This window comes from Candidatus Saccharimonadales bacterium (assembly GCA_040903985.1).
In the GTDB taxonomy this organism is placed as follows: Bacteria; Patescibacteriota; Saccharimonadia; order QS-5-54-17; family QS-5-54-17; genus JBBDUI01.
The window spans coordinates 661,363-676,814 of sequence record JBBDUI010000002.1; the positions used below are offsets into that span (position 1 = coordinate 661,363).

The following is a 15,452-nucleotide window of genomic DNA, read 5'->3' on the forward strand; positions in this document are numbered from 1 at the left end:
ATAATTAAGACCAGTTTAACTGGTAGTAGAGATGAACAAGATCGCTATAGTATCAACAGTAGTCGGAGCGTTATTTGTTACGACCGTGACTTTTTCTACCGTAACCGCTCAGGCTCAGCTAATCGATAGAGCAGCTGAGTCGTCTGAAGCGCTTCAGCAAGAAGTCGACCGGCGAGCTCAACAGACCCCACTGCAGAGGGGTAATTTGGCACCAGATACACCAGTAACCTCAGAAGACGAATCACCTGCGACCACCCCGATGCGCACAACTCAAACGGACGCGCGTGATAATCGATCAAGCTGCACCAACAGGGCCACCGCAGTTAATACTATCGCTGAACGATTTGTGCGCTTAAGTGAACGCCAGCTTTTAGTGATAGGCACGATCGTTGAGCGAGTGGATGGTTACTACAGAGAAAGTGGTCTAGAGGCGGATGGTTACGCTGACTACTTGGCTGCCAACCAAGAGCGACGGGTACAGCTGGAGACAGCGATCGCACAGATTACTGCCACTCAAACAGAGCTAGCCTGCCCTGAGGCTGCTCTGCGTGAGCAGCTAAGGGATTTACGTGTTCAGCTGCAAACAGTTGTGACCCGGGTAGGTGAATACCGACGTACAGCCCGGGAGCTAGTAGTGGTGGTGCGAACGGCTGCTCAAGCCGCCGCCACTGAAGGCGAGACCGAAGGAGAGAATGATTCCGCTCCGGAGGAGCCAGTTATCAATGCCACGGACAGCCCGGATGCGTAAGTATCGTCTTACCCCGATTGAGCTGTTTCTTATCGCGGCTACCGTTTTTGTGGTTGGGTTTGTCGGTTATGCGGTCTACCAGACCCAGCAGATTGCCGAACAGCCGCTAGAAGAGACGGAGATAGCCCCCCGCGATGATGCGGCCGATCGCGTCCCGGATGCGCCAGAGGTAGAGTCGGCACAAGATCTCGATGCTGCCGTTCAAACTTTAGACGAGATCGATCCAGAGGCCGGCCTAGAGGAGGATAGCGAGTTAGAATCTCAAGCCAGCGAACTCTAAGTTCTAAGTTTGCCGCCAGCTAGAAAACTCCCGCGAAATTATTCCGTGGGAGTTTTACGTCTGTAGTTAGAGTTGGTTGTCCTAGCGCCGGAGAGCGCGAACGATAGCTAGGAGGATCACCGCACCGACTGTGGCGACAATTAGCCTACCGATAATATTAGCATCTACCTCGAAACCGAGTGCCTCAAAGACGATACTGCCGATAAAACTACCGATAATACCAACGATAACGTTCATTACTAAGCCCTGTTGGGCGGCCGTTTTCATGATCAGTGAGGCTAGCCATCCGGCTAGACCACCGACAATTAAGGTCATGATAATTACAGGTCCATCCATAGTGATTTTCTCCTTAGCTTTATAAACCCCACAATTATAGCATTGAGATCCGTTGCAATTAAGTTTTGTTTATAGAAAAACCGCCCGAGGCTTTGATGGCCACTGGGCGGTTCTCTAAAGTGCTAGCGCGCAGGTTACTTGCGGCGCGGAGACTTTTCGCTACGTGTGTAGGCTCGCTCGATGATTCGAGCGGCGGTGTCGCGTCCACCGAGTCCGAAAGCGAGAGCGAGTCCTAACATTACACCGGCTACGATAACCGTAATGTTAGCGGTTAGGATGGTAGTGTCGAAGCCAAGCTGGTCGACGGCCATCAGTGAACCGAATGCTACTAGTGAGTAGAATGCTACAGTGGCAATCGGTGAGGCGAAGTCGACACTCATGCGGGCTAGTCCAACCGCAACGGCGTCCCGTACTAAGCGCGCACCAGCTACGGTCACAGTCAATACGATAGCGGCAGCTAGAACGTTAGGCAGGTAGTTTAGTAGCTCGCGGATCACATCGCGCATGGCGTTCAGTTCGAGCACATCAGCGGCAGTGAGGGCGAAGATGACGATTACTACCCAGAAGACTACTCGAGCGGCTAGGCCTACCCAGTCAGCTTCAAGACCGGTAGTTCTAAGCGTTTGAGCTACAGTTTTGTTAGTCTTTAGTTTGTTAATTCCAATAAATTCGAGCACCTTCTTAGTTAGGCTTTCTGCTAGCTTAGCCACTAGCGCACCTAAGATAATAAGTAGGATCGCTCCTAGCAACTTCGGCATGAATGTGCCGATTGATTGCCAGAATTCGTTGGCTGAATCCGTAACGAGATCGGTGAAGTTTTGTACTTCCTGCATCGTTTCCTCCTAATGTTTAATTTACAACGATATAAACATAGTATACCCAATCAAATTCGATTGTGCAAACGCATAAAACGCTATATATAGCGTTTTATGCCGTGTTGATAATACTAATGAGCTCCTATATACTCAGACAAAAAGGAGATGCACACTATGGCTAAAGACGTAACTATCTATACGAGTAATACCTGTGCTTACTGTCACGCGGCGAAGGAGTACTTTAAGCAGAAAGATGTAACCTACACTGAAATAAATCTCGACGAGCAGCCGGAAGCCCGGCAACAGTTGGTGGAGCTGAGTGGACAGATGGCAGTACCGGTAATCTTGATCACCCAAGAAGACGGCAGTCGGGAGATGACTGTCGGATTCGATATGCCGAAACTAGCCTCCGCTCTAGGCGTCTAAGTAGGTAACTATATGGCTCAGAAAAACCTCATTATATATGGTGCTCACTGGTGTCCAGATAGCCAGCGGGTTAAGCACTGGCTGGGTGAACACGATGTAAATTATGTCTGGAAAAACGTTGACGATTCTCAAGCCATTGTCGATGAAATGTTAAGTAAGACCGATAACACTAACCTGATACCAACCCTTGATATCGACGGCACTATACTAGTTAACCCTAGTGATGATGAGCTAGCGGCGGCTCTGCACGAACCGGAGGAAGCCGAGATTAACTATCACGATGTAATTACCATCGGAGCTGGACCGACCGCTCTTGCCACTGCTATCTATACTACCCGTGAGGATATCGATACCGTTCTCCTGGAGAAAGGTGTGGTGGGTGGCTTAGCTGCCACTACCGATCTGATCGAGAACTATCCCGGTTTTGATGAGGGGGTCGAAGGTCTACATTTAGCCCAGAATCTGCAAAAGCAGGCCGAACGCTTCGGAGCGTTGATAGAATTAGCAGAAGTTAGCTCGATTAAAGACGAAGGACAGTATAAGAAGATCATCACTAGCAATGGAACCTATGGCGCGCGCGCAGTGTTGATAGCGACCGGCAGCGACTATAAGCGACTTAATGTGCCTGGTGAGACTGAGTTCTACGGTCGTGGAGTACACTTTTGCGCTACCTGCGACGGAGCCTTTTATCGCGATAAGCGTTTAGTAGTCGTGGGTGGCGGTAATTCGGCTGCTCAGGAAGGCATGTTCTTAACTAAGTTTGCCTCTCATATCGATATGCTGGTCCGTGGTGATCACCTCAAAGCTAGCGAGGTACTAATTAAGAAGATTGAGAGTTCGGATAAGATTACCGTCCACTTTAATACTACGACAGATGAGATCTTAGGTGAGGAAGGTAAATTTGTCACTGGAGTCCGTGCTACCGATAAGCAGAGTGGAGAGTCACGGGTTATTGCGACCGATGGTGTATTTGTTTTCGTCGGCCTTAATCCTAACACCGCCTTTTTAGCCGATAGCGGAGTTAAGCTTGACGAACATGGGTTCGTCGAGACCGATCGGACATTACAGACTAATATTTCCGGCATTTTCTGTGCTGGAGATGTCCGGGCTGGAGCTACACAACAGATTGCCAGTGCCGTCGGTGAAGGAGCTACCGCCGCTTTGATGATCCGCGAGTATCTGGAGGAAATCGGCTAGCCCGTAGAGTGGCGCATGTAGTACCATGTGGGTAGAGGCTTATGCATAAATTTAAGGAGGGTAAATCTTATGGACGAGAAAAAAGCCAGCGGCCACTCGGTCGCCTTAGCTGTAGTTGCGCTGTTAGCCGGCATATTAATCGGTATTGTTGGCTCTGGCGCGTATGAAGTGGATGACCCAATCGATACCGATGGCACCGGAGAGATTAGTGCTACCGCGGTTAGTTTACGTACCGCGCTGCACGATCAGTGGGTAGAGCTTTCCGGTTTGAACGCTACTATGCTGACAAATGTTTATACCGAGCAGGCCGATAGTGCGGCTGTGCGGGACAGTGTGAGCGAAAGTAGTGCCGAGCTGGGTGGCTTATTAGCAACTTACTACGGGGAAGAGGTAGCGGCCGACTTTACGACAGCATGGTCGGAATATACCGATCAACTGCAGGTTTATGCTGTAGCGGCGCGAGAAGACGAGGCCGTAAATTTACGTTCCGGTGAGGTCGCACTAGCGGAAGCCATCGCAGCGGTAGCTGAGCAGTTAAGCGAGGTGACCGATATTGAGCGCGACGTATGGGATAAAAGCATCACCGAGTATGGTGATCATCTAGTTCAGTTCTTGACTAGTTTTGCGGCCGCTAACTATTCTGAAGCATACATGGCTCGGCGAGAGGCAGCCACTGCTGCTGCTGCACTGGCCGATATGCTGAGCGATGCTACACTCGAACGCTACCCAGACCAGTTTTAAAGACTGTCTGGCTGGCTCAAAGCCGCTCACTCGTGATTAAATAGAGATAATTTAAGCAATTAGCAAGGAGTAGCCGCTATGTCCGAGGTAAGTTATGGCAATGATGCGCCCGATAAGATAAATGTTGTGATCGAGATCCGCAAAGGGGGCGTAAATAAATATGAGCTCGATAAAGATAGCGGGCGGCTGTTCCTCGATCGTGTTAACGGTACTGCCAGCCTCGGCTATCCGGCCGATTATGGCTACGTACCGAATACGCTGTGCGAAGATGGTGATCCGTTGGATGCACTACTGATTATCGATGAGTCGGTACCGCAAGGTGTGGTTGTCCCGTCTCGCGCCATAGGTGTGCTGTACATGGTTGATGACGGTGAGGCCGATGAGAAGTTAATCTGCGTCGCCTCAGATGACGTAACTAAAAGTCACGTTAATTCGCTCGAGGATCTCGGGGCTAATTTTCAGCCGATGGTTGAGCACTTTTACCGACAGTACAAGGCCTGGAAAAACGACTGGCAGGGTACTAAAGTCGATTTTAATGGGTGGGGCGATGCAGCGGCAGCCCGTACGGTAATCTCCGATTCTATTAAGCGTGCCCACGGCTAAGGCCACGCCGGGCAGCTGCCTACATATACCGATAAGGCGCTACGTTACCTTGCAGGATAAGATAATGGCTTTTATAATACACCTTAGAAATAACCACAAGAGGAACATATGAAAACAAAAATTGCCATCAACGGATTTGGCCGTATCGGTCGTAACGCCTTTAAGATTGCCCGGGAACGAGAGGACTTAGAGATTGTAGCTATCAACGATCTGACCGATACCGCCACCTTGGCGCATCTACTTAGATACGATACTAACTACGGACGTTATGGCCGACAGGTTGAAGTGAGCGACGACGGCATTGTAGTCGATGGTCAAGTAGTACGCATTTTAGCCGAACGTGATCCCTCTAAACTTCCGTGGGGTGAAATGGAAATAGATATAGTAATTGAAAGCACAGGTCGCTTCACTAAGACTGAGGATGCTCGTCAGCACGTGATGGCCGGCGCTAAGCGAGTGGTGCTTTCTGCGCCAGCTAAAAGTGCAGGGGCTAAAACTTATGTCTTGGGAGTTAATGACGCCGAATTAGCTGAGGCCGGAGAAGTGGTTTCTAATGCTTCCTGTACAACTAACTGCGTAGCTCCCGTATCGGCCGTGATGGAGGAGAGTTTCGGTATCGACCGTGCTATGCTAACTACCGTTCACTCATACACTGCTTCTCAGATGCTACAGGACGGACCGGCTAAAGACTTACGTGAAGCGCGAGCGGCAGCAGAAAACATCATTCCCACTACGACCGGTGCAGCTATTGCGGCAGCAGAAGCGCTACCATCGCTGGCGGGCAAATTTACCGGTCTGAGCATTCGCGTACCGACCCCGGTCGTAAGTCTAATCGACGTTACCTACTTATTGAAGCGAGAAACTACGGTCGAAGAGATAAATGCGGCTTTCATTACTGCGACGCAACAGCCCAACTGGGACGGTATATTAGGGGTGACCGATGAACCGTTAGTGACGAAAGATTTTGTTGGTGACAGCCGCTCCGCTATCGTCGACCTCTCTCTCACCGATGCCGTGGGGGGTAACTTAGTGAAGGTAGTGGCTTGGTATGACAATGAGTGGGGTTACTGTAATCGACTGGTAGAGCTGGTAGCTCGCCTGGGTAATCAGACATGATCATCTTTCTAGCTGCTGATCACGCTGGTTTTGAATTAAAGCTTAAGCTGAGTGAACATCTAGTGCACCAGGGTTACGAGGTCGAAGATATTGGGCCGTATACGCTGGATAAGGAAGATGACTATCCGAACTACGCCTACGCATTAACAACGAAGATATTAGGTAGCGAGGACAGCGATGCGCGCGGTATTCTACTTTGCGGTAGCGGTCAGGGGATGGCGATGGCCGCTAACCGGGTGGCTGGGATTCGGGCGGCTCTAGCCTGGAATGAAGATATTGCCGCCTTAGCCCGTGAGCATGAAGACAGTAATGTACTGGCTCTACCAGCTCGCTTTATCGATTCGATTCAAGCCTTCGCAATTACCGATACCTGGCTAAAGACTAAGTTCTCTCAGGCGCCACGCCACCTACGGCGACTACAGGAGATTGAGCAGCTTTACGGCTAATGGTAAAGAAAGGAAAAACCAATGGTTGAGATCGCTACCGCTGTGCTGGCCGAGACGCCGGAGGCGTTTGCGCACGATTTAGCTCTGGCGGCAGCTTTAGGTGACCGCATCCAGTTCGATATCGCCGATGGAGAGTTCGCACCTAATAAAACGTTGAACTTAGTGCAGCTTTACTGGCCGGATTCGATCCGGGCCGATCTACATCTAATGGTTACCGAACCGCTTTCTCAGCTTGAGACAGTAATTGCGCTAAACCCGCATTTGGTAATATTTCATGCTGAAACACTCACGCTAGATGCACCAGAGTTGCGCGCGGCGAGTGAGCAGTTGCATGTACTTGGAATCAAGGTTGGTCTGGCTCTACTACCAACCACGACAGTCGTGAGTGTGGCGGCTAGTCTGTCGCTGTTTGATCATGTCCTAGTCTTTACTGGAGAGTTGGGTCACTATGGCGGTACGCTGAACGCAGATTGCTTACCTAAAATCGGAGAAATCAAACAGATCGATAGCCAACTCGAAGTCGGAGTCGATGGCGGGATTAATCCCGATACGGCTCCAGCCGTAGTTGCGGCTGGAGCGGATGTATTGAATGTTGGTGGCTACTTGCAGGGTGCTGATAATCCGGAAGCCGCTTATGCTACACTGAAAGCAGCCTTATAAGACATGAAACACACACAGTCCGAACTCCAGCTAATCGCTACAAGCATCCGCAAAGATATTATCGGTATGTTGCTGCAGGCTGGGAGTGGTCACTCGGCCGGTCCACTCGGCATGAGCGATATCTTTACCGCTTTGTATTTCGAAATTTTAAACCATCGTCCGGATGAACCGGACTGGAATGAGCGCGATATCCTGGTGCTTTCTAACGGCCACTGTGCCCCGGTACGTTATGCGGCTATGGCACGGGCGGGCTACTTTGCGAGCAGCGAGCTTAAGACTTTGCGTCAGCTCGGTAGTAACTTACAGGGCCATCCGGAGCGAACTCGCCTGCCCGGTCTCGAGACAACTTCTGGTCCTCTCGGCAGCGGTTTAAGCCAGGCAGCCGGCATGGCGTTAGCGCTGCGGATGGATGGCGTGCAGCAACGTTGGGTTTACTGCATGATGAGTGACGGTGAGCAAAACGAAGGTAACGTCTGGGAAGCAGCTCAATTTGCTGCTAAATACAAACTACATAACTTAACGGCGATTACTGATCGTAATAATATTCAGATCGACGGCCCAACCGAGGACGTAATGCCCCTGGAAGATTTACGGAGTAAGTGGGAGGCCTTTGGTTGGCATGTGCTTGAGATCGACGGTCACAACATTCCGGCCATTGTCGACGCCACCCAACAGGCTAAGGCCATCGTAAATAAGCCGGTTATGATATTGGCTCATACGATTCCCGGTAAAGGGGTAGATTTTATGGAGTACGATTACCACTGGCACGGTGCCCCACCCAACGCCGGGCAGGCGAAGGCGGCATTGCACCAACTTCGTACCCTGAGCGGGCAGATTAGGAGTGAGCATGAGTGAGATGAGATTGAATCCCGAACTGTATAATAAGACGGTCGAACAAGAGCCGTCTCGAAATGGCTTCGGACGCGGGTTGGTTGAGGCTGGCCGGCGGGATAAGCAAGTGGTGGCGCTCTGCGCTGACCTCACCGAGTCGACCCGAATGCAGGCTTTCGCCGAAGAGTTTCCCGACCGTTTTATTCAAGTCGGTGTGGCCGAGCAGAACTTAGTTACGGTAGCCAGTGGCATGGCTCATTTAGATAAGATCCCCTTCACTAGTAGCTATGCCGCCTTTAGTCCAGGCCGAAACTGGGAACAGATCAGAACTACTATTTGTCTGAACGAGCGCAACGTCAAGATTATCGGTTCGCATGCCGGCATTTCGGTTGGTCCAGACGGGGCGACCCATCAAATGTTAGAAGACATTGCCCTTATGCGGGTGCTACCCAACATGCAGGTAATCGTGCCCTGTGATAGTTTGCAGGCGGAAGCAGCTACTATTGAGATGGCGGCTGAGATTGGGCCGATGTATCTGCGTTTGTCACGGGCTAAGAGTCCGATTGTAACTACTAAGGATTCACCGTTCGAGATTGGAAAGTCTTATGTCTACCGTGAGGGCAGTGACGTTACTATAATCGCCTGTGGTACTATGGTGCACGCCGCCCTTAAGGCCGCCGCCGCACTTGCTCGGGCTAAGATCAGTGCCGAGGTTATTAACTGCTCTACCATTAAACCGCTCGATAGTGAGACGATCCTAGCTAGCGTTAAGAAAACCGGTCGAGTCGTTACTGTCGAAGAGGCTCAAGCGGTTGCCGGACTCGGTGGGGCAGTGGCCGAACTGTTAGGCGAACACTTGCCTGTGCCGCTACTTAGGATCGGTATGGATGATCGCTTCGGTGAGTCGGGAGCACCAGACGAACTGCTACGAGAGTTTAAGCTCGATACCCCCGGTATCACGCTGCAGGTAAAAGAGTTTATTAAGACTCGTCCGGCCCAGGCTAAGACTCAGTCCAAGGCAGCCCCTAGCAAAGCTAAGACTAAAAAGAGGAGTAAATCATGAGTAATATTCACGCCGCCCGAGCGGCTTACCAACGCGCTCGCAACGAGGGCTACGCAATCGGAGCTTTTAATATCGACAATCAGGAGACGTTGATTGCCGTAGCCCGGGCAGCTCAGGCTAAGAAAGCTCCAGTTATGGTGGAGGTCTCAGCTGGAGAGGTGAAGGCGATGGGACTGAAGAATATCCGTGCTATGGTCGACAACTACCGTGATGAGTATGGTATCGAGCTTTACATTAACCTCGATCATTCGCCATCGGTAGCCGAGGCTAAGGCCGGTATCGACGCCGGGTTTGAATTTATCCACATCGATATCTCCCAAGCTAACCATGAGGCTAGTGATGCAGAAATCATTGCCGCCACCCGAGAAGTGGTTGAGCATGCTAAGACTACCGGAGCTCTGGTAGAGAGTGAACCACACTACTTTGGTGGAAGTTCTAATGTGCACGATACCGAGATCGATTACGAAGAGATTAAACAGACTTTTTCTACTCCCGAGTCTACGGTCGAGTTTATCCAAGCCACCGGTATCGACACCTTTGCTGTAGCGATCGGTAACTTACACGGTAAGTATCCGGTACCAAAACAGCTCGATATTGAGTTGTTGCAACGAATTAATGCTCAGCTACCAGAAGATACTTACCTCAGTCTGCACGGTGGCTCTGGCACACCGGAGCATTTTTATCAGGCGGCAGTTAGTAACGGCATCAGTAAGGTTAACATCAATTCCGATATGCGTTACGCCTTCCGGAAAACCTTAGAAGCAGTCTTGAACGATAATCCGGATCAGTATGCTGTGGTCAAGCTAATGCCAGAGGTGATAGCCGCCGTCCAGGCAGTAGTGGAGGAGAAGATCGAGATGTTCGGTGCTAGTGGTAAGGCCGTTTTAAACTAGATACTCTTAGGCTTAAGCTCGGGTCTAAATCTTCAAAAATTGTCCGATCGGACAATTTTTGAAGATTTAGACCGAAGAAAATGGGTGCTGGGGCGCGCGAAAGTTAAAATAAAGGCAAAGAAAAAACTTGAGACGTACACCGTGATCGGTGGCGAAGGGTGACCTTCGCGTCTCAAGTTTGGCGTAAGGGTAGGACAGGTGGGGCAGCCGACGTGCACAGCTACGGTTACGGACACCGCGCGTACTAGAACGGCCGCCCCACCGGGGCAGATGGAGCGTGGCTGGAGCACACAAAAGACCGGGCGGCCTAGTATGCGGATAGCTACGGTCACCTGCCTACCGCCCACTAGGGGCGGTCCTAGCTCGTCGTCCTCAGTAGCGGACACCCGGGGTGAAGGTGTCCGCTGCATAGGAGCGCCGAGCGCCGAGCCGAGGCAGATATCACCTCAGTTCGGACAGTTTACCAAGAGCTTACGCCCATACTAGAGGGGCGTACCGCTGCACAAACGGTAGACGCGTGTGGCGTCCTAGCTCCTGGTTAGGTCCGGATGTTGGGTATGGAAAGTGCGGGCCGCCCCACTACCTTCCGATTCGAACCTATCCGACTCTCTGAGGGTAACGACTTTCAACAGGTCACTCGGATCACGAGCTTCTGCCGTCGGTACGTCGCCCCCCTACTCAGTCGGGTGCACTTTAACTATAAAGGTACTACTAAGTAATCCCGGGCAATTGGTGGATTACTGGCTATATATAATAGATGATTTGTCGGTCGTCTGGCAAGTTCAAAATCGAGACTGTGCGAATTGGCAGTCCCCGAGAGCTGTGTGACCGGTCTACAAGGGGCAGCTGACGTGCTATCATAAGCATAATGCAGCTAGCAAAAACCGTGAAAATCACTACGATCGGAGCCGCCGTCCAGGATGTATTCCTTATGGGTGAGGTGTTACGCGCCCGGCGGGACGTCAGGACCCATGATTTTGTCGAACAGTTTCCCTTGGGGGCCAAGCTAGAACTGGATAAGGTCATCTTTGACACCGGGGGTGGGGCCACAAATGCAGCCGTCACATTCGCCCGACATGGTTTTGAGACTCAATTTTTAGGTAAGATTGGCGATGACCCGGCTGGAGCGCACATTCTTCAGGACTTGCAGCGGGAGGGGGTGAAGACCGGTCGGATAAAGTGTGACTTAGATGGCACGACCGGCTACTCGACGTTACTATTGGCCCCGCGCGGAGAACGGACAGTGTTGGTTTACCGCGGTGTATCACAAGAGCTCAGTGCGGATGATTTCGATAACTTCGCTCGACTGAAGACCGATTGGCTATACGTCTCATCACTGAGCGGTAACTTCCCACTACTAGAGGCAATCGTGGCCTTTGCACAGAAGAGTGATGTCAAGCTAGCTATTAACCCAGGTTCAGCCGAATTAAAGCAGGCTGCGCGGCTGAAGAAGCTACTACCGAACTTCGCCGTAGTGAGTCTGAACAAGGAAGAGGCCGGTGAGTTGAGTGAGGCAAAGACGAGCGCACAACGGGCAGCAGATATCGCTCGTCTTGCCGACATAGCAGTGGTGACCGACGGAGCTAAGGGCTCGGCTGCTAGTGACGGGACGTCGATCTATCAAGCCGGACTGTACGAGGACACTCCAGTGTTAGATCGGACCGGAGCGGGGGACGCCTTTACCTCCGGTTTTGTGGCTAGCATCGCTCGTGGTACTGACATTCCGACCGCCCTCACCTTTGCCAGTGCTAACTCTACCTCTGTCGTCGGGCAGATCGGAGCGAAAGCTGGAATTCTGACGGCTACGGCCAAGTACAAGAAGATGGAGATTAGAGAAACCAAGATTAATACTCAGAAGGCCCCCGATGCTTAGTCGTCTCTTACTCGCTAAACAGCCGATGTTCGATCGTACCATCACTCAACTGGAGGCTCAGACTCATAACCGTTCGATCGATGCGGCGCTAGTAGCCGAGCTGCTGCATACGGCACATGCTAAGATGCGCGTCCTGAAGCTGGATCCGGCCGATACCACCGGACCTGAGCTATATCGCACTTTAGTTAACACCGTAGCTACTCATGACGAACATCTGGCGCGGGAGCTGGGCGGTGTAAATACTAGTGATATCCGCGAGATGGTGCCCTTAATAGTTAAGCGCATCGAGCAGCTTGATATACCACGGGATGGCTGGTTCTTAAAGCATGAAGTAGCGGAGCAGATGCTACTTCGTATGCCGCCTAAGACAATCATGGCTAAGCTAGGCTATACCAGCGCTAAGCAGATGATGAAGGAGGAGAATCTGTATGAGATTTACGGTGCTTTGCGATTTGCTGAGAAGGCCGATTGGCTGAATGAGTACAACCAACAGTATGAGACCTTAACGGCGTCTGACTTCGAACCACGCCGGATCGAGGTGGTGCAGTTCGATGCGGATAAGTGGGGAGATATAGCCTCCCATTTCATCGAGAAAAAACTGCACAACATCACTCATCTTAAAGAACTGGGAGTGATCATGACCATGCCGGTACTCGGTTCACAGCCGATGCCAGGCATTACGCTCAAGGTAATGCCCCTTATTCTACACTACTTTAATGAGATTCGACTCTATTCAGCTTTCTTCAAATTAATGCGCGAAAAGAAAAATTTCGGCGAGATCTTCGTCAACACACTGATAGCAGACCCTTCGCCGGTTGAGGTTACTCAAGGTGAATTTATCCACTGGCGGGTAATCCAACGCTATTTCGGTAAGCTCAAAGACGAGTATCATCCAGAGATGTTCGAGCCACACGTTCAGCCCGAGGATCTGCACTGGCGAAAAGCCGAGGATATTCTCTATGAGGTCGACCCCGAGCTCGAGTTTTGGCGAGAGCTCGACTACGTCGGGTTGTTTATGAATGATGACGAGCCGGTAACCTTCAACCTAATGGATGTCTCACTCAGCTATTCAAATCAGTTAGAGTTTGAAGACCGCTACCTGTATCACTTCCGGGAGTCGTTGTGGAACGAGGTGTTTGTGCGTTATCTAGGGCAGAAGAATCTCGAAGATCGTATCCTTAAACGCCTCGACAACGCCCTGATCGCGCCAGAGACGATTACCGACTTCAAGTAAAATTAAAGGCGGAAAGTTGCTGGCGCGTCTCGACTTAGATCGACTTGATAGTAGGTGCCTTACTGGCTGCGGCCAACTGATATACTGGTTTAAGTATGCAGAAATTTAAGCTAGCTTCGGACTATCAACCGACCGGGGATCAACCGGCGGCTATAGAACAGCTCAACACCGGCGTATCCCGCGGTGATACTGAGCAGACCCTGCTTGGTGTAACCGGTAGCGGTAAGACCTTTACCATGGCCAACATCATTGCCGAGCAGCAACGTCCGACGTTGGTATTGAGTCACAACAAAACCTTAGCCGCCCAACTGTACGGTGAGTTTAAGCGCTTCTTCCCTGATAATGCGGTGCACTATTTCATCAGTTACTTCGACTACTACCAGCCAGAGGCCTATATACCGCAGTCCGACACTTATGTCGAGAAAGATTCACAGATCAATGAGGAGATCGATCGACTGCGCCATGCTTCGACCAAGGCCTTGCTAGAGCGCAAGGATGTCATCATCATCGCTAGTGTCAGTTGTATCTACGGACTGGGGGCGGTCGATGATTACGCTTCACTAGCGATAAAACTGAAGCGGGGTGAGCTGCGCAAACGAGATAAGTTCTTACGTCATTTGACCGACATCCAGTATGAGCGAAACGATATCGATTTCAAACGTGGCACCTTCCGCGCTAAAGGTGATATCGTCGATGTTTTTCCGATTGGTGACGAATCGGCCTTTCGGTTCGAGTTCTTCGGGGACGAGATCGAGAACATTCGCCGCATCGACCCCTTAACTGGGGAGCTGGGCCAGAGTCTGGATACGGTGACGATCTTTCCGGGAAGTCACTTTGTCACACCGGAAAAGAAACTGAAAGCGGCGATGGGTAAGATCCGGACTGAGCTAAGTGAGCGCTTGCAACAACTGCAGGCCGACGGTAAGTTGCTCGAGGCCCAGCGGTTGGAACAGCGAACTAATTATGATCTAGAGATGATGGAAGAGACCGGTTTCGTTAAAGGAATCGAGAACTACTCTCGCTATTTAACTAATCGTGAGCCAGGTGAACAGCCAGCTACACTCATGGACTATTTTCCGGACGATTATTTAATGTTTATCGATGAGTCGCACATGACAGTGCCCCAAGTGAGGGGTATGTATAATGGCGATCGGGCCCGGAAGGAGACGCTAGTTGAACACGGTTTTCGTCTGCCCAGTGCACTGGATAATCGACCGCTGACCTTTACGGAATTCGAACGCCACATGAACCAGACTATCTATGTTTCCGCTACGCCGGCCGAATTTGAACTGTCGCGCTCACAGCAGGTAGTGGAGCAGATCATTCGCCCTACCGGACTGATCGATCCAGCCATCTCGATTCGACCTACGACGGGTCAGATCGATGATTTGATTGCCGAGGTGAGAGATACGGTGACTCAAGGACATCGGGTGCTGATTACGACCCTGACTAAACGTATGGCGGAAGATTTAACCGAGTACCTGGCCGAGCTGGATATAAAGGTGCAGTATCTGCACTCCGAAGTCGATACGTTTGAGCGTAGTGATATCTTGCGCGATCTGCGGCTCGGCACTTACGACGTCTTAGTTGGCATTAATCTGTTACGTGAGGGACTCGATCTACCGGAAGTCGGTCTGGTAGCTATCCTTGATGCCGATAAAGAAGGGTTTCTGCGTAGCGCTCAGGCACTGATTCAGACTGTCGGTCGCGCAGCTCGTCACGTCGAAGGTCGGGTAGTTATGTATGCCGATAGGGTGACCGATTCGATGCAGCGTGCTATCGATGAGACCGACCGGCGGCGTGAGATCCAAGTAGCACATAATAAGCAGCATGGTATTACGCCCCAGGGTATCAAACGGGCGATCGAAGCTCGCATGCATGAAGAGGAGGCGGAGAGTGCGACCCCGAAAGTCGATGTTAAGAAGATTCCTAAGGGCGAGCATGCCCATGTGATCCGGGATCTTTCGGCTCAGATGAAGCTAGCCGCCGCTAACCTACAGTTTGAGGAAGCGGCCGAACTGCGAGACCTGATAGAGCAGATTAAAACCGCTCAGTAATCTCCATTTGAGCTGATCGCTGAGGTACTATCGAGAACCGAGCATTATCTTCAAAAAGTGTCCGATCGGACACTTTTTGAAGATAATGAGATAGTAGGTGGTGTGGGCTGGGCGGTAAATTGGTTTGGCCGTG

General features: G+C 51.2%; 17 protein-coding genes. 15 read left to right on the forward strand and 2 right to left on the reverse strand.

Features of this window, described 5'->3' with window-relative positions; genetic code table 11:
• Positions 1-31 precede the first annotated feature (31 nt).
• A complete protein-coding gene (locus WD467_03580) occupies positions 32-748 on the forward strand; it encodes a hypothetical protein (protein MEX2452954.1) in 717 nt (238 codons plus the stop codon).
• The gene (locus WD467_03585) at positions 723-1,028 is read left to right on the forward strand and encodes a hypothetical protein (GenBank protein ID MEX2452955.1); all 306 of its coding nucleotides are present in this window, start codon (positions 723-725) and stop codon (positions 1,026-1,028) included. The genes WD467_03580 and WD467_03585 overlap by 26 nt, the downstream gene beginning before the upstream one ends.
• A gap of 81 nt (positions 1,029-1,109) precedes the next feature.
• Here the strand turns inward: WD467_03585 and WD467_03590 are convergent, their stop codons facing one another.
• Both WD467_03590 and WD467_03595 read right to left on the reverse strand, forming a co-directional pair.
• Positions 1,110-1,364: a GlsB/YeaQ/YmgE family stress response membrane protein gene (locus WD467_03590; GenBank protein MEX2452956.1), complete on the reverse strand. Its 255-nt coding sequence runs from the start codon at positions 1,362-1,364 to the stop codon at positions 1,110-1,112.
• A gap of 134 nt (positions 1,365-1,498) precedes the next feature.
• Entirely contained in the window at positions 1,499-2,197 is a 699-nt protein-coding gene (locus tag WD467_03595; GenBank protein MEX2452957.1) for a hypothetical protein, read from the reverse strand.
• 156 nt (positions 2,198-2,353) lie between these two features.
• Between WD467_03595 and WD467_03600 the strand changes: the two genes are divergently transcribed.
• The 13 genes from WD467_03600 (at position 2,354) to uvrB (ending at position 15,319) form a co-directional block, all read left to right on the forward strand.
• Positions 2,354-2,605, forward strand: a complete 252-nt coding sequence (locus WD467_03600) for a glutaredoxin family protein (GenBank protein MEX2452958.1) — start codon at positions 2,354-2,356, stop codon at positions 2,603-2,605.
• A 12-nt stretch (positions 2,606-2,617) separates the two neighbouring features.
• Positions 2,618-3,802, forward strand: a complete 1,185-nt coding sequence (locus WD467_03605; protein ID MEX2452959.1) for an FAD-dependent oxidoreductase — start codon at positions 2,618-2,620, stop codon at positions 3,800-3,802.
• Between the two features lie 69 nt (positions 3,803-3,871).
• Positions 3,872-4,543: a hypothetical protein gene (locus tag WD467_03610; protein ID MEX2452960.1), complete on the forward strand. Its 672-nt coding sequence runs from the start codon at positions 3,872-3,874 to the stop codon at positions 4,541-4,543.
• A gap of 78 nt (positions 4,544-4,621) precedes the next feature.
• Positions 4,622-5,146, forward strand: coding sequence for an inorganic diphosphatase (locus tag WD467_03615; GenBank protein ID MEX2452961.1), 525 nt, complete (start codon positions 4,622-4,624; stop codon positions 5,144-5,146).
• Between the two features lie 108 nt (positions 5,147-5,254).
• Positions 5,255-6,262 carry a type I glyceraldehyde-3-phosphate dehydrogenase gene (gene gap / locus WD467_03620; protein MEX2452962.1) on the forward strand — a complete coding sequence of 336 codons (1,008 nt, stop codon included), beginning with the start codon at positions 5,255-5,257 and terminating at the stop codon, positions 6,260-6,262.
• A complete protein-coding gene (locus WD467_03625) occupies positions 6,259-6,708 on the forward strand; it encodes an RpiB/LacA/LacB family sugar-phosphate isomerase (protein ID MEX2452963.1) in 450 nt (149 codons plus the stop codon). Before gap ends, WD467_03625 begins: the two co-directional genes overlap by 4 nt.
• 21 nt (positions 6,709-6,729) lie before the next feature.
• Positions 6,730-7,368 (forward strand): hypothetical protein, encoded by a 639-nt coding sequence (locus WD467_03630; protein MEX2452964.1) that lies wholly within the window; start codon positions 6,730-6,732, stop codon positions 7,366-7,368.
• Positions 7,369-7,371: 3 nt separating this feature from the next.
• Complete coding sequence (locus WD467_03635; protein ID MEX2452965.1) at positions 7,372-8,223, forward strand: transketolase; 852 nt, start codon at positions 7,372-7,374, stop codon at positions 8,221-8,223.
• On the forward strand, positions 8,216-9,262 hold the full coding sequence (locus WD467_03640) for a transketolase C-terminal domain-containing protein (protein ID MEX2452966.1): 1,047 nt from the start codon (positions 8,216-8,218) through the stop codon (positions 9,260-9,262). The genes WD467_03635 and WD467_03640 overlap by 8 nt, the downstream gene beginning before the upstream one ends.
• On the forward strand, positions 9,259-10,155 hold the full coding sequence (locus tag WD467_03645) for a class II fructose-bisphosphate aldolase (GenBank protein MEX2452967.1): 897 nt from the start codon (positions 9,259-9,261) through the stop codon (positions 10,153-10,155). Before WD467_03640 ends, WD467_03645 begins: the two co-directional genes overlap by 4 nt.
• Before the next feature lie 868 nt (positions 10,156-11,023).
• Complete coding sequence (locus tag WD467_03650; protein ID MEX2452968.1) at positions 11,024-12,028, forward strand: carbohydrate kinase family protein; 1,005 nt, start codon at positions 11,024-11,026, stop codon at positions 12,026-12,028.
• The gene (locus WD467_03655) at positions 12,021-13,262 is read left to right on the forward strand and encodes a hypothetical protein (GenBank protein MEX2452969.1); all 1,242 of its coding nucleotides are present in this window, start codon (positions 12,021-12,023) and stop codon (positions 13,260-13,262) included. Before WD467_03650 ends, WD467_03655 begins: the two co-directional genes overlap by 8 nt.
• 95 nt (positions 13,263-13,357) lie before the next feature.
• Positions 13,358-15,319, forward strand: a complete 1,962-nt coding sequence (uvrB, locus tag WD467_03660; GenBank protein MEX2452970.1) for an excinuclease ABC subunit UvrB — start codon at positions 13,358-13,360, stop codon at positions 15,317-15,319.
• The last annotated feature ends 133 nt before the right edge of the window (positions 15,320-15,452 follow it).